This is a genomic window from Streptomyces sp. NPDC088746, assembly GCF_044751065.1.
Classification (GTDB): Bacteria; Actinomycetota; Actinomycetes; order Streptomycetales; family Streptomycetaceae; genus Streptomyces.
Genome location: NZ_JBIVLA010000009.1, coordinates 142,877 through 167,427 on the forward strand (window position 1 = coordinate 142,877; position 24,551 = coordinate 167,427).

General features: G+C 70.6%; 24 protein-coding genes. 20 read left to right on the forward strand and 4 right to left on the reverse strand.

The genetic code is table 11. The features are described 5' to 3' along the window. Window positions 1-105: 105 nt before the first annotated feature. The 15 genes from pgsA to ACIP63_RS32230 all read left to right on the forward strand — a co-directional run bounded on the left by pgsA (window position 106) and on the right by ACIP63_RS32230 (window position 15,477). Window positions 106-792 (forward strand): phosphatidylinositol phosphate synthase, encoded by a 687-nt coding sequence (gene pgsA / locus ACIP63_RS32160; protein WP_401522810.1) that lies wholly within the window; start codon window positions 106-108, stop codon window positions 790-792. After that, on the forward strand, window positions 789-1,712 hold the full coding sequence (locus ACIP63_RS32165) for a phosphatidylinositol mannoside acyltransferase (protein WP_401522813.1): 924 nt from the start codon (window positions 789-791) through the stop codon (window positions 1,710-1,712). The genes pgsA and ACIP63_RS32165 overlap by 4 nt, the downstream gene beginning before the upstream one ends. Further along, a complete protein-coding gene (locus ACIP63_RS32170) occupies window positions 1,709-2,869 on the forward strand; it encodes a glycosyltransferase family 4 protein (RefSeq protein WP_401522815.1) in 1,161 nt (386 codons plus the stop codon). Before ACIP63_RS32165 ends, ACIP63_RS32170 begins: the two co-directional genes overlap by 4 nt. Before the next feature lie 73 nt (window positions 2,870-2,942). Further along, window positions 2,943-3,488: a hypothetical protein gene (locus tag ACIP63_RS32175; RefSeq protein WP_104790384.1), complete on the forward strand. Its 546-nt coding sequence runs from the start codon at window positions 2,943-2,945 to the stop codon at window positions 3,486-3,488. Between the two features lie 137 nt (window positions 3,489-3,625). Continuing rightward, window positions 3,626-4,546, forward strand: a complete 921-nt coding sequence (pdxS, locus tag ACIP63_RS32180) for a pyridoxal 5'-phosphate synthase lyase subunit PdxS (RefSeq protein WP_104790385.1) — start codon at window positions 3,626-3,628, stop codon at window positions 4,544-4,546. A 6-nt stretch (window positions 4,547-4,552) separates the two neighbouring features. Next, complete coding sequence (gene pdxT / locus ACIP63_RS32185) at window positions 4,553-5,146, forward strand: pyridoxal 5'-phosphate synthase glutaminase subunit PdxT (protein WP_401522819.1); 594 nt, start codon at window positions 4,553-4,555, stop codon at window positions 5,144-5,146. Window positions 5,147-5,207: 61 nt separating this feature from the next. Further along, complete coding sequence (locus ACIP63_RS32190) at window positions 5,208-5,960, forward strand: YebC/PmpR family DNA-binding transcriptional regulator (protein WP_099176837.1); 753 nt, start codon at window positions 5,208-5,210, stop codon at window positions 5,958-5,960. A 112-nt stretch (window positions 5,961-6,072) separates the two neighbouring features. Then, window positions 6,073-6,606: a crossover junction endodeoxyribonuclease RuvC gene (gene ruvC / locus ACIP63_RS32195; protein WP_033304357.1), complete on the forward strand. Its 534-nt coding sequence runs from the start codon at window positions 6,073-6,075 to the stop codon at window positions 6,604-6,606. Then, the gene (ruvA, locus tag ACIP63_RS32200; protein ID WP_401522823.1) at window positions 6,603-7,229 is read left to right on the forward strand and encodes a Holliday junction branch migration protein RuvA; all 627 of its coding nucleotides are present in this window, start codon (window positions 6,603-6,605) and stop codon (window positions 7,227-7,229) included. The genes ruvC and ruvA overlap by 4 nt, the downstream gene beginning before the upstream one ends. Before the next feature lie 82 nt (window positions 7,230-7,311). Next, window positions 7,312-8,397 carry a Holliday junction branch migration DNA helicase RuvB gene (gene ruvB / locus ACIP63_RS32205; protein WP_401522825.1) on the forward strand — a complete coding sequence of 362 codons (1,086 nt, stop codon included), beginning with the start codon at window positions 7,312-7,314 and terminating at the stop codon, window positions 8,395-8,397. A gap of 168 nt (window positions 8,398-8,565) precedes the next feature. Next, the gene (yajC, locus tag ACIP63_RS32210) at window positions 8,566-9,069 is read left to right on the forward strand and encodes a preprotein translocase subunit YajC (RefSeq protein ID WP_401522828.1); all 504 of its coding nucleotides are present in this window, start codon (window positions 8,566-8,568) and stop codon (window positions 9,067-9,069) included. A 147-nt stretch (window positions 9,070-9,216) separates the two neighbouring features. Next, a complete protein-coding gene (gene secD, locus ACIP63_RS32215) occupies window positions 9,217-10,971 on the forward strand; it encodes a protein translocase subunit SecD (RefSeq protein ID WP_401522831.1) in 1,755 nt (584 codons plus the stop codon). Between the two features lies 1 nt (window position 10,972). After that, the gene (gene secF, locus ACIP63_RS32220; protein ID WP_401522832.1) at window positions 10,973-12,094 is read left to right on the forward strand and encodes a protein translocase subunit SecF; all 1,122 of its coding nucleotides are present in this window, start codon (window positions 10,973-10,975) and stop codon (window positions 12,092-12,094) included. Further along, complete coding sequence (locus ACIP63_RS32225; protein WP_401522835.1) at window positions 12,091-12,645, forward strand: adenine phosphoribosyltransferase; 555 nt, start codon at window positions 12,091-12,093, stop codon at window positions 12,643-12,645. Before secF ends, ACIP63_RS32225 begins: the two co-directional genes overlap by 4 nt. A gap of 168 nt (window positions 12,646-12,813) precedes the next feature. After that, a complete protein-coding gene (locus tag ACIP63_RS32230; RefSeq protein ID WP_401522838.1) occupies window positions 12,814-15,477 on the forward strand; it encodes a RelA/SpoT family protein in 2,664 nt (887 codons plus the stop codon). A gap of 51 nt (window positions 15,478-15,528) precedes the next feature. Here ACIP63_RS32230 and ACIP63_RS32235 read toward each other — a convergent pair whose 3' ends face one another. From ACIP63_RS32235 to ACIP63_RS32245, 3 genes are all read right to left on the reverse strand, one after another. Beyond that, on the reverse strand, window positions 15,529-16,134 hold the full coding sequence (locus ACIP63_RS32235; RefSeq protein WP_401522841.1) for an ALF repeat-containing protein: 606 nt from the start codon (window positions 16,132-16,134) through the stop codon (window positions 15,529-15,531). A 206-nt stretch (window positions 16,135-16,340) separates the two neighbouring features. Next, a complete protein-coding gene (locus tag ACIP63_RS32240) occupies window positions 16,341-17,570 on the reverse strand; it encodes a DUF349 domain-containing protein (protein ID WP_401522844.1) in 1,230 nt (409 codons plus the stop codon). 189 nt (window positions 17,571-17,759) lie between these two features. Then, on the reverse strand, window positions 17,760-18,548 hold the full coding sequence (locus tag ACIP63_RS32245) for a peptidylprolyl isomerase (protein WP_401522847.1): 789 nt from the start codon (window positions 18,546-18,548) through the stop codon (window positions 17,760-17,762). Window positions 18,549-18,695: 147 nt separating this feature from the next. Here ACIP63_RS32245 and ACIP63_RS32250 point away from each other — a divergent pair, with 147 nt between their 5' ends. From ACIP63_RS32250 to ACIP63_RS32265, 4 genes are all read left to right on the forward strand, one after another. Beyond that, window positions 18,696-19,382, forward strand: coding sequence for an MBL fold metallo-hydrolase (locus ACIP63_RS32250; RefSeq protein WP_401522849.1), 687 nt, complete (start codon window positions 18,696-18,698; stop codon window positions 19,380-19,382). A 15-nt stretch (window positions 19,383-19,397) separates the two neighbouring features. Next, window positions 19,398-20,660 carry a histidine--tRNA ligase gene (hisS, locus tag ACIP63_RS32255; protein ID WP_401522852.1) on the forward strand — a complete coding sequence of 421 codons (1,263 nt, stop codon included), beginning with the start codon at window positions 19,398-19,400 and terminating at the stop codon, window positions 20,658-20,660. Window positions 20,661-20,968: 308 nt separating this feature from the next. Beyond that, entirely contained in the window at window positions 20,969-21,604 is a 636-nt protein-coding gene (locus ACIP63_RS32260) for a vitamin K epoxide reductase family protein (protein ID WP_401522854.1), read from the forward strand. 44 nt (window positions 21,605-21,648) lie between these two features. Next, window positions 21,649-23,022 carry a replication-associated recombination protein A gene (locus tag ACIP63_RS32265; protein ID WP_393765799.1) on the forward strand — a complete coding sequence of 458 codons (1,374 nt, stop codon included), beginning with the start codon at window positions 21,649-21,651 and terminating at the stop codon, window positions 23,020-23,022. Window positions 23,023-23,032: 10 nt separating this feature from the next. On the opposite strand, the gene ACIP63_RS32270 is transcribed toward ACIP63_RS32265, so the two are convergent. After that, complete coding sequence (locus tag ACIP63_RS32270) at window positions 23,033-23,734, reverse strand: DUF2470 domain-containing protein (RefSeq protein WP_401522856.1); 702 nt, start codon at window positions 23,732-23,734, stop codon at window positions 23,033-23,035. A gap of 188 nt (window positions 23,735-23,922) precedes the next feature. Between ACIP63_RS32270 and rpsD the strand changes: the two genes are divergently transcribed. Further along, the gene (gene rpsD / locus ACIP63_RS32275; RefSeq protein ID WP_031097728.1) at window positions 23,923-24,537 is read left to right on the forward strand and encodes a 30S ribosomal protein S4; all 615 of its coding nucleotides are present in this window, start codon (window positions 23,923-23,925) and stop codon (window positions 24,535-24,537) included. Window positions 24,538-24,551: the final 14 nt, after the last annotated feature.

The window sequence follows — 24,551 nt, forward strand, 5'->3', positions numbered from 1 at the left end:
TCCGGCGGGACGGGGTGCCCCGCCGTTGCGCGGCACGGCTCGTGACTACGATGGGCCAGCCGATGGCCGAAAGGGCCGCGGCGCCCACCGAACCTCGGGAAGGCCATGCTGAACAAGTACGCGCGTGCATTTTTTACGCGTGTCCTCACACCGTTCGCCGCTCTGCTGCTCCGCCTCGGGGTCAGTCCCGACGCGGTCACTCTCGTCGGTACGGCCGGAGTGATGGCAGGTGCGCTGGTCTTCTTCCCGATGGGGGAGTTCTTCTGGGGCACCATCGTGATCACGGTCTTCGTCTTCTCGGACCTGGTCGACGGCAACATGGCCCGGCAGGCCGGGATCTCCAGCCGGTGGGGCGCGTTCCTGGACTCGACGCTCGACCGGGTCGCGGACGGGGCGATCTTCGCCGGGTTCGCGCTCTGGTACGCGGGCAGCGGTGACGACAACGTGCTGTGCGCGGTCGCGATCTTCTGCCTGGCCAGCGGCCAGGTGGTCTCGTACACGAAGGCGCGCGGCGAGTCGATCGGCCTGCCGGTCGCGGTGAACGGACTGGTGGAGCGCGCCGAGCGGCTCGTCATCTCCCTGGTCGCGGCGGGCCTCGCCGGCCTGCACGGCTTCGGTGTGCCGGGCATCCAGGTCCTGCTGCCGATCGCGCTGTGGATCGTCGCCGCCGGCAGCCTGGTGACGCTGGTCCAGCGGGTGGTGACCGTGCGCAGGGAGTCTGCCGAGGCCGATGCCGCCGCGGCCGCCGCCCAGGGCGGGACGGCGGAACAGGGGAGCGAGGCCACGCAGTGAGCGGCACCGGAACCGATCTCAGGGACCGGCTGACCGACGGGCTCTACGGCCTGGGCTGGGGCGCGGTCAAGAAGCTTCCCGAGCCGGCCGCCACCGCGCTCTTCCGCACCCTGGCCGATCAGGTGTGGAAGCGGCGCGGAAAGTCCGTGCTGCGGCTGGAGTCGAACCTCGCCCGGGTGGTGCCCGACGCGGACGCCGCCCGGCTCGCCGAGCTGTCCAAGGCCGGCATGCGCTCGTACATGCGCTACTGGATGGAGTCCTTCCGGTTGCCCACGTGGAGTGCGCAGCGGATCAAGGCCTCCATAGACGTCCGCGACATCCACAGGCTCACCGAAGGCCTGGACGCGGGCCGGGGGGTCGTCCTCGCGCTGCCACACCTGGGGAACTGGGACCTGGCGGGCGCGTACGTCACCACGAGCCTCGAGGTGCCGTTCACGACGGTCGCCGAGAGGCTCAAGCCCGAGACCCTCTACGACCGGTTCGTGGCCTACCGCCAGGGCCTGGGCATGGAGGTCCTGCCGCACAACGGAGGGGCCGCGTTCGGGGCCCTGGCCCGGCGCCTGCGCGCCGGCGGGCTGGTCTGCCTCGTCGCCGACCGCGATCTGTCCGCCTCCGGCGTCGAGGTGGACTTCTTCGGCGACACCGCGCGCATGCCCGCCGGCCCGGCTCTGCTGGCGCAGCAGACCGGTGCCCTGCTGCTGCCCGCCACCCTCTGGTACGACGGCACGCCCGTGATGCGGGGACGGGTCCACGAGCCCGTCGCCGTGCCGGAGACAGGTACCCGGGCCGAGAAGACGTCCTCCATGACACAGGCGCTGGCCGACGCCTTCGCCACCGGGATCGCCGAGCATCCGGAGGACTGGCACATGCTCCAGCGGCTCTGGCTCTCCGATCTGGAACCCCAGGGGGAAGCTCCGTGAAGATCGGCATCGTCTGCCCGTACTCCTGGGACGTTCCGGGCGGGGTGCAGTTCCACATCCGCGACCTGGCGGAGCACCTGATCCGCCTCGGCCACGACGTCTCCGTGCTCGCGCCCGCCGACGACGAGACGCCGCTCCCGCCGTACGTCGTCTCCGCGGGCAGGGCGGTGCCCGTCCCGTACAACGGCTCGGTCGCCCGGCTGAACTTCGGGTTCCTGTCGGCGGCGCGCGTACGGCGCTGGCTCAACGACGGCACCTTCGACGTGATCCACATCCACGAGCCCACCTCGCCCTCGCTCGGCCTGCTCACCTGCTGGGCGGCACAGGGGCCGATCGTGGCCACGTTCCACACGTCCAACCCCCGCTCCAGGGCCATGATCGCGGCGTACCCGATCCTCCAGCCCGCGCTGGAGAAGATCAGCGCGCGGATCGCGGTGAGCGAGTACGCCCGCCGGACCCTGGTCGAGCACCTCGGCGGCGACGCCGTGGTCATCCCCAACGGCGTCGACGTCGACTTCTTCGCCCGGGCCGAGCCGAAGGCCGAGTGGCAGGGGGGCACGCTCGGCTTCATAGGACGCATCGACGAGCCGCGCAAGGGGCTGCCCGTCCTGATGAAGGCGCTGCCCACGATCCTCGCCGCCCGCCCGGAGACCCGGCTGCTGGTCGCGGGACGGGGCGACGAGGAGGAGGCGGTCGCCTCGCTGCCCGGGGAGATGCGCTCGCGCGTCGAGTTCCTCGGCATGGTCAGCGACGAGGACAAGGCCAGGCTGCTGCGCAGTGTCGACGTGTACGTCGCGCCGAACACCGGCGGGGAGAGCTTCGGCATCATCCTGGTCGAGGCCCTGTCGGCCGGAGCGCCCGTCCTCGCCAGCGACCTGGACGCGTTCGCGCAGGTGCTCGACCAGGGAGCCGCCGGCGACCTGTTCGCCAACGAGGACGCGGACGCCCTGGCCTCGGCCGCGATCCGGCTCCTGGGCGACCCGGAGCGGCGCTCGGGGCTGCGGGAACGGGGCAGCGCGCATGTGCGCCGCTTCGACTGGACGACGGTCGGCGCGGACATCCTGGCGGTGTACGAGACGGTGACCGACGGAGCGGCGGCCGTGGACACCGACGAACGCACGGGGCTCCGCGCACGCTTCGGCCTCGCCCGGGACTGAGCGGGGACGGTCACCGCCCCGGGGGCGCACCGGCGGGGCCGGGCGGTCCCCTCCGACGGTAGCCTTGCCGCCCGTGATCGAAATCCTCATCTGGACCGTCGTCGCGCTCTTCGCGATCGGCCTGTATCTCAGCTGGACCGCCGGCCGGCTCGACCGGCTCCACGCCCGTATCGACGCGGCCCGGGCGGCGCTCGACGCCCAGCTGCTGCGCCGTGCCTCGGTCACCCAGGAACTGGCCACCGCCGGGGTCCTGGACCCGGCCGCGTCGATCGTGCTCTACGAGGCCGCACACGCGGCGCGGCAGGCCGAGGAGGAGCAGCGCGAGGTCGCCGAGAGCGAGCTGAGCACCGCCCTGCGGGCCGTGTTCGGCGAGGCGGCGCAGGTCGAGGCCGTGAAGGAGTTCCCGGGCGGCGAGGACGCGGCGAAGGAACTGGCCGCCGCCGTACGCCGCGTACCGATGGCGCGCCGCTTCCACAACGACTCGGTGCGCGCCGCCCGCGCGCTGCGCAGACACCGGACCGTACGGCTGTTCCGGCTGGCGGGGCACGCCCCCTTCCCGCTCGCGTTCGAGATGGACGACGAGCCGCCGGTCGCCCTGGCGGACCGTCCCGGCAGCTGAGCGCGGACCGGCCGGGCGGCCCGGAGGCGTGCAGAACGATCCACGGGGTGTGCATTGGCCCTTGCTGTGGACTGCTCCCGGAGCGTTTGCTCGGGTCTGCACCATCCAGCGTCTTTCCACCCCAGTGAGGTCGATCCGTGTCCACGCTTCCCACCACCCCGCAGTCCGCCGAGACCCCGGCCACCGGCACCGCCCGCGTCAAGCGCGGCATGGCCGAGCAGCTCAAGGGCGGCGTGATCATGGACGTCGTCAACGCCGAGCAGGCGAAGATCGCCGAGGACGCGGGCGCCGTGGCCGTCATGGCGCTGGAGCGGGTGCCGGCCGACATCCGCAAGGACGGCGGCGTGGCCCGGATGTCGGACCCCAACATGATCGAGGAGATCATCGAGGCCGTCTCCATCCCCGTCATGGCCAAGTCCCGCATCGGCCACTTCGTCGAGGCCCAGGTGCTCCAGTCCCTGGGCGTCGACTACATCGACGAGTCCGAGGTCCTCACCCCGGCCGACGAGGTCAACCACAGCGACAAGTTCGCCTTCACCACCCCCTTCGTCTGCGGCGCCACCAACCTGGGCGAGGCCCTGCGCCGTATCGCCGAGGGCGCCGCGATGATCCGCTCGAAGGGCGAGGCGGGCACGGGCAACGTCGTCGAGGCGGTCCGCCACCTGCGCCAGATCAAGAACGAGATCGCCCGCCTGCGCGGCTTCGACAACAACGAGCTGTACGCCGCCGCCAAGGACCTCCGCGCCCCCTACGAGCTGGTCAAGGAGGTCTCCGAGCTCGGCCGGCTGCCCGTCGTCCTGTTCTCGGCCGGCGGCGTGGCGACCCCCGCGGACGCGGCCCTGATGCGTCAGCTCGGCGCCGAGGGCGTCTTCGTGGGTTCCGGCATCTTCAAGTCCGGCGACCCGGCCAAGCGCGCCGCCGCCATCGTGAAGGCCACCACCTTCTACGACGACCCGAAGATCATCGCGGACGCCTCCCGCAACCTCGGCGAGGCCATGGTCGGCATCAACTGCGACACGCTCCCCGAGGGCGAGCGCTACGCCAACCGCGGCTGGTAAGCACCGATGACCGACACCCCTGTGATCGGAGTCCTGGCTCTCCAGGGCGACGTACGGGAACACCTGATCGCCCTGGCCTCGGCGGACGCCGTGGCCAGGCCGGTCAGGCGGCCCGAGGAGCTCGCCGAGGTCGACGGGCTCGTCATACCCGGTGGCGAGTCCACCACGATGTCCAAGCTGGCCGTCCTCTTCGGCATGCTGGAACCCCTGCGTGAGCGGGTGGCCGCCGGGATGCCCGTCTACGGCACCTGCGCCGGCATGATCCTGCTCGCCGACAAGATCCTCGACCCCCGCTCCGGCCAGGAGACGGTCGGTGGCATCGACATGATCGTGCGCCGTAACGCTTTCGGGCGGCAGAACGAGTCCTTCGAGGCGGCCGTCGAGGTCGACGGCGTGCCCGGCGGACCCGTCGACGGCGTCTTCATCCGGGCCCCCTGGGTGGAGTCGGTCGGCGCCCGCGCGGAGGTCGTCGCGGTGCACGGGGGGCATATCGTGGCCGTACGCCAGGGAAACGCCCTCGCCACGTCATTCCACCCGGAACTGACCGGCGACCACCGGGTGCACGCGCTCTTCACCGACATGGTGCGCGCCGTGGGCTGATCCGACCCCGGTAGGATCTCTCGGGTTCGGATCGATTTTGGTGACGCGAAGGAGAAGGCAGATGTCCGGCCACTCTAAATGGGCTACGACGAAGCACAAGAAGGCCGTGATCGACGCCAAGCGCGGCAAGCTCTTCGCGAAGATGATCAAGAACATCGAGGTCGCGGCCCGCACCGGCGGTGCCGATGTGTCCGGCAACCCGACCCTCTTCGACGCCATCCAGAAGGCCAAGAAGAGCTCGGTCCCGAACAAGAACATCGACTCGGCGGTCAAGCGCGGTGCCGGTCTCGAGGCCGGTGGCGCCGACTACGAGACGATCATGTACGAGGGCTACGGGCCGAACGGCGTCGCGGTGCTCATCGAGTGCCTCACCGACAACCGCAACCGCGCCGCGTCCGACGTCCGTGTCGCCATGACCCGCAACGGCGGTTCGATGGCTGACCCGGGCTCGGTCTCGTACCTGTTCAACCGCAAGGGTGTCGTGATCGTCCCCAAGGGCGAGCTCGGCGAGGACGACGTGCTCGGTGCGGTGCTCGACGCCGGCGCCGAGGAGGTCAACGACCTCGGTGACACCTTCGAGGTGCTCAGCGAGGCCACCGACATGGTCGCGGTCCGCACCGCGCTCCAGGAGGCCGGCATCGACTACGACTCGGCCGAGGCCAACTTCGTCCCGACCATGCAGGTCGAGCTCGACGAAGAGGGCGCGCGCAAGATCTTCAAGCTGATCGACGCGCTGGAGGACAGCGACGACGTGCAGAACGTCTTCGCCAACTTCGACGTCTCGGACGAGGTCATGGAGAAGGTCGACGCCTGAGGCGGCGCAACCGGGACGGGCCGACGGGACACACCCCGTCGGCCCGTCGCATTGTCAGCGGGAGCCGATAGCCTGCGGGAACAGATGACCGAGCGGTGGAGGGGGCCCATTCATGCGGGTGTTGGGTGTGGACCCGGGGCTGACCCGGTGCGGCGTCGGAGTCGTCGAGGGAGTCGCCGGCCGGCCGCTCACCATGGTCGGCGTCGGCGTGGTGCGGACCCCGCCCGACGCGGAGCTCGGCCACCGGCTCGTCGCCATCGAGCAGGGCATCGAGCGGTGGCTCGACGAGCACCGGCCCGAATTCGTCGCCGTGGAGCGGGTGTTCAGCCAGCACAACGTGCGTACGGTCATGGGCACCGCACAGGCCAGCGCCGTCGCCATGCTCTGCGCGTCGCGCCGCGGCATCCCGGTCGCCCTGCACACCCCGAGCGAGGTCAAGGCCGCCGTCACCGGATCGGGACGGGCCGACAAGGCGCAGGTCGGCGCCATGGTGACCCGGCTGCTGCGGCTCGACGCGCCGCCGAAGCCCGCCGACGCCGCCGACGCCCTCGCCCTCGCCATCTGCCACATCTGGCGCGCGCCCGCGCAGAACCGACTGCAGCAGGCCGTCGCCGCCCACCGCACGCTGAAAGGCCGTACCGCATGATCGCCTTCGTCTCAGGCCCGGTGGCCGCCCTCGCCCCGGCCACGGCCGTGATCGAGGTCGGCGGCATCGGCATGGCCGTCCAGTGCACCCCCGAGACCCTCGCCGGCCTGCGGATCGGCAAGGAGGCGAGACTGGCGACGTCCCTGGTCGTCCGGGAGGACTCGCTCACCCTCTACGGCTTCGCGGACGACGACGAGCGGCAGATCTTCGAGCTGCTCCAGACCGCCAGCGGTGTGGGTCCCCGGCTCGCCCAGGCCATGCTCGCCACCCACAGCCCGGACGCCCTGCGCATCGCCGTCGCCACCGGTGACGAGAAGGCGCTCACCGCCGTGTCCGGCATCGGCAAGAAGGGCGCCCAGAAGCTCCTCCTCGAGCTCAAGGACCGGCTCGGCGAACCGGTCGGCGCGCACATCGGGCAGCAGGGCATCGGCACCGCAGTCAGCAGCTCCTGGCGCGACCAGCTGCAGGCCGCCCTGATCGGCCTCGGCTACGCCACCCGCGAGGCCGACGAGGCGGTGAGCGCGGTGGCTCCGCAGGCCGAGGCCGCGATCGCCGACAGCGGCCAGGCCCCCGTGCCGCAGCTGCTGCGCGCCGCCCTCCAGACACTCAACCGCGCACGCTGACCCAGGGGCCGCCACGCGCCCCGTACGCCGGCCGGAACACCGCACGGACCGGCACCGAAACACCCGAGGCGGGACTGACGAGATGAACTGGGACGAGACCGGGACCGACACCGGCGACCTCACGGACGAGCGGCTGGACGACCGCCTGGTGGACGCCGGGGCGGACGGCGAGGACACCGCCGTCGAGGCGGCCCTGCGCCCGAAGGACCTCCATGAATTCGTCGGCCAGGAGACGGTGCGGGAGCAGCTCGACCTGGTCCTCAAGGCGGCCCGCGCCCGGGGCGCCACCGCCGACCACGTCCTGCTCTCCGGCGCCCCCGGCCTGGGCAAGACCACCCTCTCCATGATCATCGCGGCCGAGATGGGCGCGCCGATCCGGATCACCTCCGGCCCCGCCATCCAGCACGCCGGCGATCTCGCCGCGATCCTGTCCTCGCTCCAGGAGGGCGAGGTCCTCTTCCTCGACGAGATCCACCGCATGTCGCGGCCGGCCGAGGAGATGCTCTACATGGCGATGGAGGACTTCCGGGTCGACGTGATCGTCGGCAAGGGCCCGGGCGCCACCGCCATTCCGCTGGAACTGCCGCCGTTCACCCTCGTCGGCGCCACCACCAGGGCGGGACTGCTGCCGCCCCCGCTGCGCGACCGCTTCGGCTTCACCGGGCACATGGAGTTCTACGCCCCCACCGAGCTGGAGCGGGTCATCCACCGCTCCGCCGGCCTGCTCGACGTGGCCATAGACACAGCGGGCGCCGCCGAGATCGCCGGACGCTCCCGGGGCACGCCCCGTATCGCCAACCGGCTGCTGCGCCGTGTCCGGGACTACGCCCAGGTCAAGGCCGAAGGACGGATCGACCGGGACATCGCCGCCGCGGCCCTGCGGGTGTACGAGGTCGACGCCCGGGGGCTCGACCGGCTGGACCGCGCGGTGCTCGGCGCCCTGCTGAAGCTCTTCGGGGGAGGCCCCGTCGGGCTCTCCACCCTCGCCGTGGCCGTCGGCGAGGAGCGCGAGACCGTCGAGGAGGTCGCCGAGCCCTTCCTCGTACGGGAAGGACTGCTCGCGAGGACCCCGCGGGGCAGGGTCGCGACCCCCGCGGCATGGGCGCACCTCGGCCTCGTCCCTCCGCAGCACGGCGCAAAGGGACAACAGGGCCTGTTCGGGGCGTGACACAGGACGGGTTGGCCAGCAGGGGAACCACGGTGCCATGCTGGACGTTGTTCCAATGATGCGGACTCGCTTAGACTCCGCCGATGCCGCCCGTTCAGGTCGGTGTACCCACCCCCGTAGACCAGGCCGCGTGAATCCAGCGTGGTCGTGCGAAGGAAGTTCCGTCCCGTGAGTCTCGTGACCCTCCTCCCCTTCATCGTGCTCATCGGGGCCATGTTCCTGATGACCCGGTCCGCCAAGAAGAAGCAGCAGGCGGCTGCGCAGATGCGCAACGACATGCAGCCCGGTACCGGCGTCCGGACGATCGGGGGCATGTACGCCACCGTCAAGGAGATTCAGGACGACACGGTTCTCCTCGAGGTCGCGCCCGGCGTGCACGCCATCTACGCGAAGAACGCCATCGGCGCCGTCCTCGACGACGCGGAGTACAACCGCATCGTCCACGGTGACGACGACGAGCTGGACGCCGACGGCACGGTCGTGCCCGACGACGCCTCCTCGCTCACCGCCGGCGAGTCCACGGACGAGGACGCGGCCGACGACGTCGCGAAGATCGACCTGGGCAAGAAGGCCGAGGACGCCGCGCCGGAGGACGCCGGGACCAAGGGCTCCGAGATCAAGAGCTCCGAGGTCAAGGACGCCAAGGCCGACGGCGAGGGCGACGCGAAGTAGTTCCACGACCCAGAGACGCCGGACACCCGAGGGTGTCCGGCGTCTCACGGGCCGTGCGGTCTTCTGCGGGGGCGGGTCCCCACAACACTTCGTGGCCGCTCGGGCGCGTACCCGGCGCGGGGCGGTTGGACAGGGAGAAACGAAAAGGTGGCAGCACCGAAGAAAGGCCGGGGTTCAACCGGTGGACAGGGCAAGCCGGGCCGTGCCCTGGCTCTGATCCTGATCGCCATGGTCGCCCTGACCGGCGGGATGTTCCTGTCCGGTCACACCACGCCCCGGCTCGGCATCGACCTGGCCGGCGGCACATCGATCACGCTCAAGGCGAAGAGCCAGCCCGGCAAGCCTGACGCGATCAACGAGACCAACATGAACACCGCGGTCAGCATCATCGAACGCCGTGTCAACGGTCTGGGTGTCTCCGAGGCCGAGGTCCAGACCCAGGGCCCCTCGAACATCATCGTCAACATCCCCAAGGGGACGAATTCGAAGCAGGCCCGGGAGCAGGTCGGCACGACCGCCCAGCTGTACTTCCGGCCCGTGCTCACGGTCACCGGCGGCGCACCGACCCCCGAGGGTTCCGCGAGCCCGTCCGCGAGCGGTTCCGGGAAGCCGAGCGCCACGCCCAGTGCGAAGGCGAGCGACCCGGAAACAGCCTCCGATTCGAAGACGACGCCCTCGGCGAGCGCCACCACCCAGGGCCGCGCGGTCACCGGCGCGCTGAAGAAGGACGCGACGCCGACCCCGTCCGCGAGCGCCTCCGGTGGATCGGAGACCCCCGCGGCGACCGGGACTCCCGACCCCGCCACCGCGGCGCTCGAGAAGAAGTTCACCGCGCTGGACTGCACCGACGAGGCCGCCCGCGCCAAGGCCGGCGACGGCGTCAAGCCCGAGGACCCCACGGTCGCGTGCAGCTCCGAGGGCGACGCCAAGTACCTCCTCGGCCCGGCCGAGGTCTCCGGCACGGACGTCGACGACGCGAAGGCCCAGTTCGACCAGCAGCGCGGCATCTGGCTCGTCTCGATGGAGTTCACCGACAAGGGCTCCAAGAAGTTCCAGACGATCACCAAGAAGCTGTCGTCGCAGCAGTCCCCGCAGAACCAGTTCGCGATCTCCCTCGACGGTGAGGTCGTCTCCGCACCGCAGGTGAACGAGGCGCTCAGCGGCAGCGCCGAGATCTCCGGCAGCTTCACTCAGCAGTCGGCGGAGGACCTGGCCAACGTCCTGTCCTACGGCGCGCTCCCGCTGTCCTTCAGCGAGGACACCGTCACCACCGTCACCGCCGCCCTCGGCGGCGAGCAGCTGGAGGCCGGTCTCATCGCCGGCGCCATCGGACTGGCCCTGGTCGTCATCTACCTGGTGGCCTACTACCGCGGCCTGGCCCTCATCGCCCTTCTCAGCCTGCTGGCCTCCGGCATCCTGACGTACACGATCATGGCCCTCCTCGGCCCGGCCATCGGCTTCGCGCTGAACCTCCCGGCCGTCTGCGGTGCCATTGTGGCGATCGGAATCACGGCGGACTCGTTCATCGTCTACTTCGAACGCATCCGCGACGAGATCCGTGAGGGCCGCACGCTCCGTCCGGCCGTCGAGCGCGCCTGGCCCAGGGCCCGGCGCACCATCCTCGTGTCCGACTTCGTGTCGTTCCTCGCGGCGGCCGTGCTCTTCCTCGTCACCGTCGGCAAGGTCCAGGGCTTCGCGTTCACGCTCGGGCTCACGACCCTGCTCGACGTCGTCGTGGTGTTCCTCTTCACCAAGCCGGTCATGACGCTCATGGCCCGCACGAAGTTCTTCGCCAGCGGTCACCCGTGGTCCGGCCTGGACCCGAAGAGGCTCGGCGCCAAGCCGCCGCTGCGCCGCTCCCGCCGCGTCAACGCCCGCACCGACCACCCGAAGGAGGCGTGAGATGTCGCGACTCGGCAATCTCGGCGCCCGGCTCTACCGTGGCGAGGTCGGTTACGACTTCATCGGCAAGCGCAAGATCTGGTACGGCGTCTCGATCCTGATCACCATCACGGCCGTCCTCGGCCTGGCGGTCAGCGGCCTGAACATGGGCATCGAGTTCAAGGGCGGTGCCGTCTTCACGACCGACACCAAGGCCAAGGTGTCCGTCTCCCAGGCCCATGAGGACGCGGTCGAGGCCTCCGGCCACGAGGCGATCGTCCAGGAGCTCGGCAACGGCGGACTCCGGATCCAGATCACCGAGGTCGACACCCAGAAGGCCGACCAGATCAAGGCCCAGCTCTCCGAGGACCTCGGCGTGCCCGAGGCGAAGATCAACGCGGACCTCGTCGGCCCCAGCTGGGGTGAGCAGATCGCCAACAAGGCCTGGACCGGCCTCGGCATCTTCATGGTCCTCGTCGTGGTCTACCTGGCCATCGCGTTCGAGTGGCGGATGGCCGTCGCGGCGCTCGTCGCGCTGATCCACGACATCACCATCACCGTCGGCATCTACGCCCTCGTCGGCTTCGAGGTCACCCCCGGCACCGTGATCGGTCTGCTGACCATCCTCGGTTACTCCCTCTACGACACGGTCGTCGTCTTCGACAGCCTCAAGGAGGGCACGAAGGGGATCACCAAGCAGACCCGCTGGACCTACAGCGAGATCGCCAACCGCTCCATCAACGGCACGCTGGTGCGCTCCATCAACACCACCGTCGTCGCCCTGCTGCCGGTCGCCGGTCTGCTGTTCATCGGTGGCGGCGTCCTCGGCGCGGGCATGCTGAACGACATCTCGCTGTCGCTCTTCGTCGGCCTCGCGGCCGGCGCGTACTCCTCGATCTTCATCGCCACCCCGCTGGTCGCCGACCTCAAGGAACGCGAGCCGCAGATAAAGGCACTGAAGAAGCGGATCCTCGCCAAGCGCGCCGCCGCTGCGGCCAAGGGCGAGTCCGTCGAGGACGAGCGCGACGACCGGGCCGAGGAGTTCGACGACGGGCCCGAAGACGACTCCCGGACCGCCGGGGCCGTCGTCGGCCCGCGCCGGCAGGCCGGTGGCCACGGCAGGACCCCCAGGAACCGCCGATGACCACGAACGTCACCGACGCCACCCGGGAGCTCCTGCTCAGCCGGATCCGTGACGTGCAGGACTATCCGAAGCCCGGAGTGCTGTTCAAGGACATCACCCCGCTGCTCGCGGACCCGGTCGCCTTCTCCGCGCTGACCGACTTCTTCGTGGAGCTGTGCCTCCGGCACGGTGCCACCAAGATCGTCGGCCTCGAGGCCCGCGGCTTCATCCTGGCCGCGCCGGTCGCGGTCCGGGCCGGGATCGGGTTCGTACCGGTGCGGAAGGCCGGGAAGCTGCCCGGTGCCACGCTGGGGCAGACGTACGAGCTGGAGTACGGCACGGCGGAGATCGAGATCCACGCCGAGGACCTGGCCGCCGACGACCGGGTCATGGTCATCGACGACGTCCTGGCCACCGGCGGCACCGCCGAGGCCTCGCTGGAGCTCATCCGGCGGGCCGGTGCGCAGGTCGCGGGGGTGGCGGTCCTCATGGAACTCGGCTTCCTCGCCGGCCGCGCACGACTGGAGGCAGGACTGCGGGACGCCCCGCTGGAGGCCCTGATCACCCTCTGACCTGCACCGCGCCGCCGCGGCGCGCGTAGGGACGTACAGGACGGGTACCCGGGAACATCCGGGTGCCCGTTCCGCGTTGTGAGGGGTTCCACACTCCCCGGGCGAGGACCCGCCCGGAGGTCGATACCATGGGCTTTCCGGTAGCCCGGATCCGCACGAGGAGCGCTCTTGCCAGACGAGGCCCAGCCAGTCGCCGCCCCGCAGCCCGAAAGGCCCGCGGCGGCCTCCGCCACGCCCGGGAAGGCGCAGCCCGAAGGAGCAGGCACGCCCGGGCCCGCAGGCGGGCACACGCAGGGCCCCGCCGACGCACCGGGCGACCGGACGCCCGCGGCACCGGCGAAGCCGACCCCGCCGCCCGGGACGAAGCCGGCGCCCCCGCCCGGCACGAAGGCCGCGCCCTCCTCCGGGACGAAGCCTCCGGCGACGCCCGCCCCCGGACCTGCGGCGCCCAAGCCCCCGGCGCCGGCTCCCGCCGCGAAGCCCCCGGCCCGGTCCGCCGCCACCCCGCCCGCCGCACCCGCACGCTCCGGCGGCTCCTCCAACCGCGTCCGGGCCCGCCTCGCCCGTCTGGGCGTACAGCGCTCCAGTCCGTACAACCCGGTCCTCGAGCCCCTCCTGCGTACGGTCCGCGGCAACGACCCCAAGATCGAGTCCGCCACCCTGCGGCAGATCGAGAAGGCCTACCAGGTCGCCGAGCGCTGGCACCGCGGGCAGAAGCGCAAGAGCGGCGACCCCTACATCACGCATCCGCTCGCCGTCACGACGATCCTGGCCGAGCTCGGCATGGACCCCGCGACGCTGATGGCCGGCCTGCTGCACGACACCGTCGAGGACACCGAGTACGGCCTGGACACCCTGCGCAAGGACTTCGGCGACCAGGTGGCGCTGCTCGTCGACGGCGTCACCAAGCTGGACAAGGTGAAGTTCGGCGAGGCCGCCCAGGCCGAGACCGTACGCAAGATGGTCGTCGCCATGGCCAAGGACCCCCGGGTCCTCGTCATCAAGCTCGCCGACCGGCTGCACAACATGCGCACCATGCGCTACCTCAAGCGGGAGAAGCAGGAGAAGAAGGCCCGCGAGACCCTCGAGATCTACGCGCCGCTGGCTCACCGCCTGGGCATGAACACCATCAAGTGGGAGCTGGAGGACCTCGCCTTCGCGATCCTCTACCCCAAGATGTACGACGAGATCGTCCGCCTCGTCGCCGAGCGTGCGCCCAAGCGCGACGAATATCTCGCCATAGTGACCGACGAGGTCCAGGCCGACCTGCGCGCCGCCCGGATCAAGGCCACCGTCACCGGCCGGCCGAAGCACTACTACAGCGTCTACCAGAAGATGATCGTGCGAGGCCGCGACTTCGCCGAGATCTACGACCTGGTGGGCATCCGCGTCCTCGTCGACACGGTCCGCGACTGCTACGCGGCGCTCGGCACCGTCCACGCCCGGTGGAATCCGGTGCCCGGGCGGTTCAAGGACTACATCGCGATGCCCAAGTTCAACATGTACCAGTCGCTGCACACCACGGTGATCGGTCCCAGCGGCAAGCCGGTCGAGCTCCAGATCCGCACGTTCGACATGCACCGCCGCGCGGAGTACGGCATCGCGGCGCACTGGAAGTACAAGCAGGAGGCCGTCGCGGGCGCCTCCAAGGTCCGCACCGACATCCCGAAGAACACGGGCGGCGGCCGCGGCCAGGACACCGTCAACGACATGGCGTGGCTGCGCCAGCTCCTGGACTGGCAGAAGGAGACCGAGGACCCCAGCGAGTTCCTGGAGTCCCTGCGCTTCGACCTGTCGCGCAACGAGGTCTTCGTCTTCACGCCCAAGGGCGACGTGATAGCGCTGCCCGCCGGCGCGACGCCGGTCGACTTCGCGTACGCCGTCCACACCGAGGTCGGCCACCGGACCATAGGGGCACGGGTCAACGGACGGCTCGTACCGCTGGAGTCGACGCTCGACAACGGCGACCTGGTGGAGGTCTTCACCTCCAAGGCGGCCGGCGCGGGGCCCTCCCGTGACTGGCTCCAGTTCGTCAAGTCGCCCCGGGCGCGCAACAAGATCCGCGCCTGGTTCTCCAAGGAGCGGCGCGACGAGGCGATCGAGCAGGGCAAGGACTCCATCGCGCGGGCCATGCGCAAGCAGAACCTGCCGATCCAGCGGATCCTGACGGGCGACTCCCTGGTCACGCTGGCGCACGAGATGCGCTACCCCGACATCTCGTCGCTGTACGCGGCGATCGGCGAAGGCCATGTCGCGGCGGCCGGCGTCGTCCAGAAGCTCGTCCAGGCGCTCGGGGGCGAGGACGCGGCCAACGAGGACCTGGCGGAGAGCTCGCCGCCCTCGCACGGCCGCAACAAGCGCCGGGCCAAGGCGGATCCGGGTGTGGTCGTCAAGGGCGTCGAGGACGTCTGGGTCAAGCTGGCCCGCTGCTGTACGCCCGTGCCCGGCGACCCGATCATCGGGTTCGTCACCCGGGGCAGCGGGGTCTCCGTGCACCGCGCGGACTGCGTCAACGTCGACTCGCTCTCGCAGCAGCCGGAGCGGATCCTCGACGTCGAGTGGGCGCCCACCCAGTCGTCGGTCTTCCTGGTCGCCATCCAGGTCGAGGCGCTGGACCGCTCGCGGCTCCTCTCGGACGTCACCCGGGTCCTGTCCGACCAGCACGTGAACATCCTGTCGGCCGCCGTGCAGACGTCCCGGGACCGGGTGGCCACCTCGCGCTTCACCTTCGAGATGGGCGACCCCAAGCATCTGGGACACGTCCTGAAGGCCGTGCGGGGCGTGGAGGGCGTCTACGACGTCTACCGGGTCACCTCGGCCCGCAGGCCTTGAGGACGACGTGTCCGGCAGGCGCCCAGCCTGCCGGACACGTCGCACGGCCGTCTACGCGTCGACCTCGTACTGGCCGTACTCCAGGAAGTAGCGCATCTCCTCGGGCGTGCCGTCGATGGCCTCCTGGACCGCGGCGCGCAGCGCGTCGCTGATGCCGGGGCGGTTCAGGATGCTGACGATGGCGACGCGGTCGTCCTCGGCCTGGGCGAGGCGGTAGCCGGTTTCGAGCCAGGTGCGCTTCTCGTCGGCGGTGCTGTCGTCGAGGAGCGCGTTGATCTCCTTGATGACCCGTCTGCCGGAGTCGGGGTCGGCGAGTATGCGGGCGAGGGCGACGGTGTCGTCCTCGGCCTGGGCGAGGGGATAGCCGGTTCCGAGCCAGGTACGCATCTCGTCCGGCGTACCGGAGTCGAGGAGCGCGTTGACCTCGCGGATGACTCTCCTTCCGGAGTCCGGGTCGGCCAGGATGCGGGAGAGGGCGACGCGGACGTCGTCGTCGGACATCTCGTCCACCGGGATCTCCAGGACCACCACTGCCGGTGACACAGCCACATGGGCGGGCGAGGACACGGGTCCGGTGGCGAAGGCCGGGCCGGCCAGAAGGAGCGCCGGGGCCAGGGCGGTGACAGCGACGGTCAGGGCGGCACGGGTGGGTCTCATGGGTGAACCTGCCTCAAGGTCGTAGTGAACCCGGTGCCGGCACACGTGCGCGTGCCGACATGGAGATCATCGCGCCTCGGTCTGACAACGGCGCCGGCGAACTCCGGCAGCGCCGCACCACTCTTCGCTGCCGTCCACACACGAGAGGGGCTCCCGTACGCCAGGCGTACGGGAGCCCCTCTCGTGTGTGGACGCGATCGCCCGGCTCAGCCGCCGAACTCCTCCAGGCCCTTCAGCGCCTGGTCCAGCAGCGCCTGCCGGCCCTCGAGCTCGCGCGAGAGCTTGTCCGCCCTGGCGTTGTTGCCCGAGGCGCGTGCCGTGTCGATCTGCGTGCGCAGCTTGTCGACGGCCGCCTGGAGCTGACCGGTCAGACCCGCGGCGCGTGCCCGCGCCTCCGGGTTCGTCCGGCGCCACTCGGACTCCTCGGCCTCCTGGAGCGCCCGCTCCACCGCCTGCACCCGGCCCTCGACCTTCGGGCGGGCGTCACGCGGGACGTGGCCGATGGCCTCCCAGCGCTCGTTGATGGACCGGAACGCGGCCCTGGCCGCCTTCAGATCCCTCACCGGGACCAGCTTCTCGGCCTCGGCGGCGAGCTCCTCCTTGAGCTTTAGGTTCTCGCCCTGCTCCGCGTCCCGCTCGGCGAAGACCCCGCTCCGGGCGGCGAAGAAGACGTCCTGGGCCCCGCGGAAGCGGTTCCACAGCTCGTCCTCGGCCTCGCGCTGGGCACGGCCCGCCGCCTTCCACTCGGTCATCAGGTCGCGGTAACGCGCGGCCGTCGCACCCCAGTCGGTCGAGCCGGAGAGCGACTCGGCCTCGGCGACCAGCCTCTCCTTGACCTTGCGGGCCTCCTCGCGCTGCGCGTCCAGCGCCGCGAAGTGGGCCTTGCGGCGCTTGGAGAAGGCGGATCGGGCGTGCGAGAAGCGGTGCCACAGCTCGTCGTCGGACTTGCGGTCCAGACGGGGCAGCCCCTTCCACGTGTCGACGAGCGCCCTCAGGCGCTCACCCGCCGACCGCCACTGCTCGCTCTGCGCCAGCTCCTCGGCCTCGACGACGAGCGCCTCCTTGGCCTGACGGGCCTCGTCGGTCTGCTTCGCCTTCTGGGCCTTGCGCTCCTCGCGGCGCGAGTCGACCGTCGCGACGAGCGCGTCCAGCCGCTTGCCGAGCGCGGCGAGGTCGCCGACGGCGTGGTGCTCGTCGACCTGCTGACGCAGGTGCTCGATCGCCGCGGTGGCGTCCTTCGCCGAGAGGTCGGTGGTCTTCACCCGCCGCTCGAGGAGGCCGATCTCGACCACCAGGCCCTCGTACTTGCGCTCGAAATAGGCCAGAGCCTCCTCGGGGGAACCGGCCTGCCACGATCCGACGACCTGCTCGCCCTCGGCTGTACGCACGTACACGGTGCCCGTCTCGTCGACACGGCCCCACGGGTCGCTGCTCACAGCGCCTCCTCCACCTGATGCATCGAGGGGGTTCGCCCCCCGTGCATCGTCCACAGTTTCCTGGGGCGGGCAGCGCCCGCCCTGCACAACGCCAATCTAGGCGACCGGCCGCCCGGCTGTCCGCACTCAGCGCGGCTGAAATTCTCCGGTGCGCTCCGAGGACCCCGTGCCGGGCGGCCGCACGAACGGTCAGGCCTTGTCGACCGTCGCCTTCTCGATGGTGACGGTCTTCTTCGGGGCACCGTCGCCCGCCCCACCGGCGACGCCTGCCTGGGCGACCTTCTTGACGGCCTTCAGACCCGCATCGTCCATGGTGCCGAACGGCGTGTAGCTGGGCGGCAGTTCGGTGTCCTTGTACACGAGGAAGAACTGGCTGCCACCGGTGCCCGGCTGGCCGGTGTTCGCCATCGCGACGGTACCCGCCGGGTACGTCACCGAGCCCTTGTCGTCCGCCTTGCCCAGCGCGGTCAGATTCTCGTCCGGGATGGTGTAGCCGGGGCCGCCCGTCCCGTCGCCCTTCGGGTCACCGCACTGCAGGACGAAAATGCCCTCCGTGGTCAGACGGTGACACTTGGTGTCGTCGAAGTACCCCTTGTCCGCGAGGGCCTTGAAGGAGTTCGTGGTGTGCGGGGTCTTCGCCGCGTCCATCGCGATGCCGATGTCGCCCTGGCTCGTCTTGAGCGACATCGAGTACTTGGCCTTCTTGTCGATCTTCATCGCCGGCTCGGGAGCACTGCTCTCGCTCGCCGAGGGCGATGCCGACGGGCTCTCGCTCGCGGCCGCGTCCGCCGAGGCCTTCGAGTCGTCGCCGTCGAGCGAGACGTACGCGCCCACACCGATGACCGCGACCACGGCCACCGACGAAGCGATGATCACCGTGAGGCGCCTCGTCCTCCGGCGCGCTTCCTCCCGGCGCTGCTGCTGCCGCTCGAACTTCTCCCGGGCGAGCTGCCGCCGCCGCTGATCGCTGCTGACCACCGGATGGTCTCCTTGTACGTCGTGTGATCGGTCCTGGAATGCCCGTACGGTATATGGGTTAGCTGTGGAATGAGGAGCGCCGGTAGTCTCTGATCTGCCGCATTCCCCTCAGCGGCCCTCCTCGTCGGACGAACTCTAAGGACGAACGTGCTGATTGCTGGGTTCCCCGCCGGGGCCTGGGGGACCAATTGCTATCTGGTCGCCCCCGCCGCCGGTGAGGAGTGCGTGATCATCGACCCGGGCCACCAGGCCGCCCAGGGCGTCGAGGACGCGCTGAAGAAGCATCGGCTCAAGCCCGTCGCCGTCGTCCTCACCCACGGCCACATCGACCACGTCGCCTCGGTCGTCCCCGTGTGCGGTGCCCATGACGTCCCCGCCTGGATCCACCCGGAGGACCGCTACATGATGAGCGATCCCGAGAAGGCCCTGGGCCGTTCCATCGGGATGCCGCTGATGGGCGAGCTGACCGTGGGTGAGCCGGACGACGTCAAGGAGCTGGCCGACGGCGCCCGGCTGGAGCTGGCGGGTCTGGAGTTCGGCGTCGCGCACGCGCCCGGCCATACCAAGGGGTCGGTGACGTTCCGGATGCCCGAGGCCGCGGATGTCCCGCAGGTCCTCTTCTCGGGCGACCTGCTCTTCGCCGGCTCCGTCGGACGCACCGACCTGCCCGGCGGCGACCACGCCGAGCTGATCGAGTCGCTGGCCCGCGTGTGCCTGCCGCTCGACGACTCGACCGTGGTGCTGTCCGGCCACGGCCCCCAGACGACCATCGGCCGCGAGCGCGCCTCCAACCCGTACATGAACGGTCTGGCCGCGCCCCGCCGAGGAATGTGACGAGAGAGAAACACCGTGAGCACCTTCCAGGCCCCCAAGGGCACGTACGACCTGATCCCGCCGGACTCCGCGAAGTACCTCGCGGTGCGCGCGGCGATCTCCGCACCCCTGAAGAATTCCGGCTACGGCTACATCGAGACGCCCGGCTTCGAGGACGTCGCCCTGTTCGCGCGCGGAGTCGGTGAGTCCACCGACATCGTCTCCAAGGAGATGTACGCCTTCGAGACCAAGGGCGGCGACAAGCTCGCGCTGCGCCCCGAGGGCACGGCCTCGGTGCTGCGCGCGGCGCTGGAGGCCAACCTGCACAAGGCGGGCAACCTCCCGGTCAAGCTCTGGTACTCCGGCTCGTACTACCGCTACGAGCGTCCGCAGAAGGGCCGTTACAGGCACTTCTCCCAGGTGGGCGCCGAGGCCATCGGCACCGAGGACCCCGCGCTCGACGCCGAGTTGATCATCCTCGCCGACCAGGCGTATCGCTCCCTCGGCCTCAGTCAGTTCCGCATCCTGCTGAACTCGCTGGGCGACAAGGAGTGCCGCCCCGTCTACCGCGAGGCGCTCCAGACGTTCCTGCGCGACCTGGACCTCGACGAGGAGACCCGCCGGCGCATCGAGATCAACCCGCTCCGGGTCCTCGACGACAAGCGGCCCGACGTCCAGAAGCAGCTGACCGGTGCCCCGATGCTGCGCGACTTCCTCTGCGACGCCTGCAAGGCGTACCACGAGGAGGTCCGCGACCTGCTGACGGCGGCCGGTGTGGTCTACGAGGACGACGAGAAGCTGGTCCGCGGCCTCGACTACTACACCCGCACGACCTTCGAGTTCGTCCACGACGGCTTGGGCTCCCAGTCCGCGGTGGGCGGCGGCGGCCGGTACGACGGGCTGTCCGAGATGATCGGCGGCCCCGCGCTGCCGTCCGTCGGCTGGGCGCTCGGCGTGGACCGCACGGTGCTCGCCCTGGAGGCGGAGGGCATCGAGCTCGACGTCCCCGCCACCACCAGCGTGTACGCGGTACCGCTCGGCGAGGAGGCCCGGCGGGTGCTCTTCGGTCTGGTCACCGAGTTGCGCAAGGCCGGTGTCGCCACCGACTTCGCGTTCGGCGGCCGGGGCCTCAAGGGCGCGATGAAGAGTGCGAACCGCTCCGGTGCCCGCTTCACGATCGTGGCCGGCGAGCGTGATCTCGCCGAAGGCGCGGTCCAGCTCAAGGACATGGAGTCGGGCGACCAGGAGCCGGTCGCGCTCGACGCGCTCGTGGCCACGGTAAGGGCCAAGCTGGCCTGAGCCGCACGTCCCACCGCTGTGCCCGTCCGGTCCGCCCGGGCGGGCACAGCGCGTTCCGGGGTGCCTTCGTCAACTCCGGGTGCGCGGATTCACCGTGCCGGGACATTCCCTTACGGGGTCAGGACGCCCGGAGCGCCTGCCCCGGCCCCGGACGTCCGCCGCGCGCCCGGCCAGGGACGCGGGCGGTCCGCGCACCTCCGGATGCGGGGCCGTCCTCGCGCACTTTTATGCCGATCGAACGGCTGGCCACAACGGCGGTGCGGCACAATGACGATGCCCAGCCGGCTACTCAGTGATGGAACGGCGATATGACGATGGCAGCGGTAGACCACCCCTCCTCCCGGCAGGACGAGGACAACGGCGCGAAGACTCATGGCGGCAGCCGCGCGCTCGCACTGCTGCTGGTGATCACCGGCGCGGCCGGGCTGCTCGCCGCCTGGGTGATCACCATCGACAAGTTCAAGCTGCTCGAGGACCCGAGCTTCACCCCGGGCTGCAGCCTGAACCCGGTGGTCGCGTGCGGCAACATCATGAAGAGCGAGCAGGCGTCCGCATTCGGCTTCCCCAACCCGATGCTCGGCATCGCCACCTACTCGGTGGTCATCGGCATCGGCATGGCGCTCCTCGCCGGCGCCCGCTTCCGCGCCTGGTACTGGCTCGGACTCAACGCGGGCACGCTCTTCGGCGTCGGCTTCTGCACCTGGCTGCAGTACCAGTCGCTGTACAACATCAACTCGCTCTGCCTGTGGTGCTGCCTGGCCTGGGTCGCCACGATCTTCATGTTCTGCTACGTCACCACGCACAACATCAAGCACGGCATCCTGCCCGCCCCCGCCTGGCTGCGGAACACCCTCACCGAGTTCCACTGGGTTCCGCCCGTCCTCTGGATCGGGATCATCGGCATGCTGATCCTGACCCGCTGGTGGGACTTCTGGACCAGCTGACGCGCCAGGCGGTCCTGTCAGTGGGGTGACATAGGCTTCGTGACGTGGAGCCCGACCTCTTTACCGCAGCAGCCGAAGACCGCCAGGAGAAGGACCCGTCCAGCAGCCCCCTCGCTGTCCGGATGCGTCCTCGTACGCTGGACGAGGTGGTCGGCCAGCAGCACCTGCTCAAGCCGGGCTCACCGTTGCGGCGACTCGTCGGTGAGGGGAGCGGAGGGCCCGCGGGCCCCTCGTCGGTGATCCTCTGGGGCCCGCCCGGCACGGGAAAGACGACCCTGGCATACGTGGTCAGCAAGGCCACCAACAAGCGCTTCGTCGAGCTCTCCGCGATCACGGCGGGCGTCAAGGAGGTCCGGGCCGTCATCGAGGGCGCGCGCCGCGCCACCGGCGGCTTCGGCAAGGAGACCGTCCTCTTCCTCGACGAGATCCACCGCTTCTCCAAGGCCCAGCAGGACTCCCTGCTCCCCGCCGTGGAGAACCGCTGGGTCACGCTGATCGCGGCCACCACGGAGAATCCGTACTTCTCGATCATCTCCCCGCTGCTGTCCCGCTCCCTGCTCCTCACCCTGGAGCCGCTCACCGACGAGGATCTGCGCGCGCTCCTGCGCCGGGCGCTGACCGACGAGCGGGGGCTGGGAGGCGCCGTCACCCTGCCCGAGGACGCCGAGGCGCACCTGCTGCGCATCGCCGGCGGAGACGCCCGGCGCGCGCTGACCGCGCTGGAGGCGGCGGCCGGAGCGGCCCTCACCACGCACGAGCGGGAGATCACGCTCACGACGCTCGAGGAGACCGTCGACCGCGCCGCCGTGAAGTACGACCGTGACGGCGACCAGCACTACGACGTGGCGAGCGCCCTGATCAAGTCGATCCGCGGCTCCGACGTGGACGCCGCCCTGCACTATCTGGCCCGGATGATCGAGGCGGGGGAGGACCCTCGCTTCATCGCCCGGCGGCTGATGATCTCCGCCAGCGAGGACATCGGGCTCGCCGATCCGACGGCACTGCCCACAGCGGTGGCGGCGGCCCAGGCCGTCGCCATGATCGGCTTCCCCGAGGCGGCGCTCACCCTCAGCCATGCCACGATCGCGCTGGCGCTCGCCCCCAAGTCGAACGCGGCGACCCTGGCGATCTCCGCCGCGCAGGAGGACGTGCGCCGGGGCCTCGCCGGCCCGGTCCCGGCCCATCTGCGCGACGGCCACTACAAGGGCGCGGCCAAGCTGGGCCACGCCCAGGGCTACGTCTACCCGCACGACGTCCCCGGCGGTATCGCCGCCCAGGAGTACGCCCCGGACGCCGTCCGCGGCAGGCGCTACTACGAACCCACGAGGTACGGCGCGGAGGCGCGCTACGCCGACGTGGCGGACCGGGTGCGCGAGCGGCTCGGCCGCGGGGAGCAGGGCGGTCCGGCGTCCTCGTGACGTGCGCCGCTCAGCAGGACGCCGCTTCGAAGAGGGTGTGCATCGCGCGGCGCAGCCCGGTGATGTCGCGTACGGGCTCGGGAAAATCGAACCGGGCGTCGAAGCAGGCGTCGCGGCCGTCGACGAACCGCACCCGGAGCCCGAAGCGGTCGAGCGCGACCGGGACGGCGCCGAGCCGGTGCTCCGCGCAGCCGCACTCGGCCCGTTCGCCGAGCAGCGCGGACAGCGTGGCCATCCGCTCGCTGTGCGCGGCGTGCAGATGCTGGAGCAGCTCGGCCTCGTGGGCGACCAGCGGATCGGCGACGGCGTCCCGGAAGGCCTCCGGCTCCACCTCCTCGAACCCCCACAGGTCGTCGACCGACGCCTCCCCGGTCTCCAGCCGGACCATCATCCGGCCGGGCTCCGCGAGCCCCGGCACGGCGGTCAGCCAGCCGGCGATCCGGGCGCGGCCGCGGATCCGGTGCGGGACCGAGACCGGGGCGACGTCGGTGATCTCCAGCACAGCGGTCAGCTCGTCGCCCTGGGCGCGCGTCGCGGCCCGTACGACCGGGGAGTCCACGGGGAAGGCGAGGAAGAGATCCCCCTCGGGACCGATGCTCCTGTCCGCCGGCATCAGCTGGTCCGGGTGGACCACCGACAGCCCCGGTACGAGCAGCACCGCGGAGCAGGTACTCTGTACGAGAGTTCGTGTGCGCTCGGCTGCTGACGGCATCCGAGTGTTTTCAAGCCCGCTGGGACGCGGCTGACCACGATCAGATCGGCCTTCCGTCGTAGCAGCACCTTCTGGTGTGCTGCCGCTGTCTGTGCTGTCCGTGACGTGTGTGGTGTTCCCAGGGCGAGACATGCGATCTCCTTGAGTAAGGTAAGCCTAACCTAACCTACAACGGAGGTCTGGAGAACGTGCCTAACCAGTCGCGTCCCAAGGTCAAGAAGTCGCGTGCCCTCGGCATCGCCCTGACGCCGAAGGCTGTCAAGTACTTCGAAGCCCGCCCCTACCCGCCGGGCGAGCACGGCCGTGGCCGCAAGCAGAACTCGGACTACAAGGTCCGTCTGCTCGAGAAGCAGCGTCTGCGTGCGCAGTACGACATCAGCGAGCGCCAGATGGCGCGCGCCTACGACCGCGCCCGTAAGGCCGAGGGCAAGACGGGCGAGGCGCTGGTCGTCGAGCTCGAGCGCCGCCTCGACGCCCTGGTCCTGCGTTCGGGCATCGCCCGCACCATCTACCAGGCCCGTCAGATGGTCGTCCACGGCCACATCGAGGTCAACGGTGGCAAGGTCGACAAGCCGTCCTTCCGCGTGCGCCCCGACGACGTCGTGCAGGTCCGCGAGCGCAGCCGCACCAAGGTCCCCTTCCAGGTGGCCCGCGAGGGTGGCTACGACACCGACGGCGAGACCCCGCGCTACCTCCAGGTGAACCTGAAGGCCCTGGCCTTCCGCCTGGACCGGGACCCGAACCGCAAGGAAATCCCGGTCATCTGCGACGAGCAGCTCGTCGTCGAGTACTACGCCCGCTGACGCAGGCGTAGCTC